Annotated in this window: 1 protein-coding gene; it reads right to left on the bottom strand. The window is 55.6% G+C overall.

Annotated elements, in window-relative coordinates:
• The coding region (locus DES45_RS24655) for a HAMP domain-containing protein (protein WP_114773560.1) at window positions 1-1,022 on the bottom strand (1,022 nt) is incomplete at its 3' end.
• Window positions 1,023-1,642 lie beyond the last annotated feature (620 nt).

Genomic DNA, 1,642 nt, shown 5'->3' with positions numbered 1-1,642 from the left:
GAGGTCTGCTCGGCCGCCGACGCCACCCCCACCGATTGCTGCCGCGCCCGGTCCGCAACGCCCGTCATCAAACGTGCAGTCCCCTCCAACTCAGACGCCGCGGAGGAAAGCTCGTGCGTCATGGTAGACACATTGGCTTCGAACTGTCTCGTGAGCTGGTCGAGCATCTGTGCGCGGCGCATTTTCGCGTCATTCTCGGCTTCCTGCTCGGCAGCCAGGCGGCGCGCCTCAACGGCATTGTCCTTGAACACCTGGAGGGACCGGGCAAGACGCCCGACCTCGTCCTTCCGCTCCGACCCGGTCACCTGCACGGTCAGATCACCGTCGGCGAGGCGGGCCATTGCCTCGGTGATACCGGAAAGCGGCCGAACGATCCCGTACACGACAATGGCGCCAATCAGCATAACGGCTGCCGCCAGACCAATCACCGCAGAAACGATCAGGGTCAGAGAGGTCCATTCAGCCAGATCTTTCGCTTCCTTCGTGGACAGCTCAAGAGCCTTCGTACTTTGATCCACCTGCTCGTTCAGCAGGCCCATGACCTTCATGCGCACGTCGCGGGCTTCGCCGTTCGAGATCTTCATGGCCGCGTCATCCATATAACCTTTGAGGCCATGGGCGACGCTCTGATCGGCGAGTGCGAAGTAGTTCGCGATCAGTGACTTCAGAGTGTCGTAGGCTGCGCGGATCTCAGGTGTGTGGGCGGACGCCACAAGAGCATCGGTGTCCTTGAGGGTGATCTTCTTCTCGTCCTCGTACCGTGAAGCGTAAGTCGGTCGTGACTCGATGACCCTGTCGGCAAGAATGTTTTTCTCGGCGATCGTCGCTTGGTTCACATCGGCGCTGAGCTGGAGAAGCATTCTCAGACGCGCCGCGTCGACCTCGACAAGCTCCTGCGTGTCGGTTGCCATCGTCTCAAGGCCCGTGCGAGCGAGCGCGATCAGTCCTACCGAGATAGCGACGAAGATCGCTACTGGGACCGCCAGCTTCGTCATAAGCCGCATGTTGTTGAGAAGGCGCATCTGGTCCTCCGCTGAGGGAAAAAGGCGTTTTCAAGGCAAATAATTACCGAGCGGTATCTGTATAAAAAGTTAAGTAATCAGTTGAGATATTGAATAATCGATTATGAAACTTTGTTGCTTCTAGTTAATGAATCGTTAATTTTTTCCATTTGAATTATGTTCTCTTCTACTTCACCGAAAGGAAGATCGCCGATCCACATGTTGTTTGATACCGACATGTTCGTCGAAAGGCTCGCACAAGCCTGATTCCTCATCCGCGCGTGAGCGTATGTATTGCGCGCGTGCAACACTCGGCCTGAAGTTTGAACGCGGATTCCGTGAAAATCCGATAACCGTTGACGCAACAGCACCGAAGCGGCATTTATGTCTAACACCTACTGATTCGGAGGGCTTGCGGGACCAGATCCAAGCAACCTCTACGAGAGTAGAAGTAATAAGTATAAGTAAAAGAATAGCTGCTCAGCGCCTGATGAGCCTGTTGCAAGCATTTCAAGCGGCGTACTCGCGTTTCTACTTTCATATTGCGAGCCGGGGGGCTTTATCGATGTACATTGTCGTTGATGAACGGCAGATGGTGACGGCTGGCTATGTGGCCAGCTTCGACCGCGAGGGCGTGTCCT

The organism is Microvirga subterranea (assembly GCF_003350535.1).
Lineage (GTDB): Bacteria > Pseudomonadota > Alphaproteobacteria > Rhizobiales > Beijerinckiaceae > Microvirga > Microvirga subterranea.
This window is presented reverse-complemented; position numbering and strand designations above follow the sequence as displayed.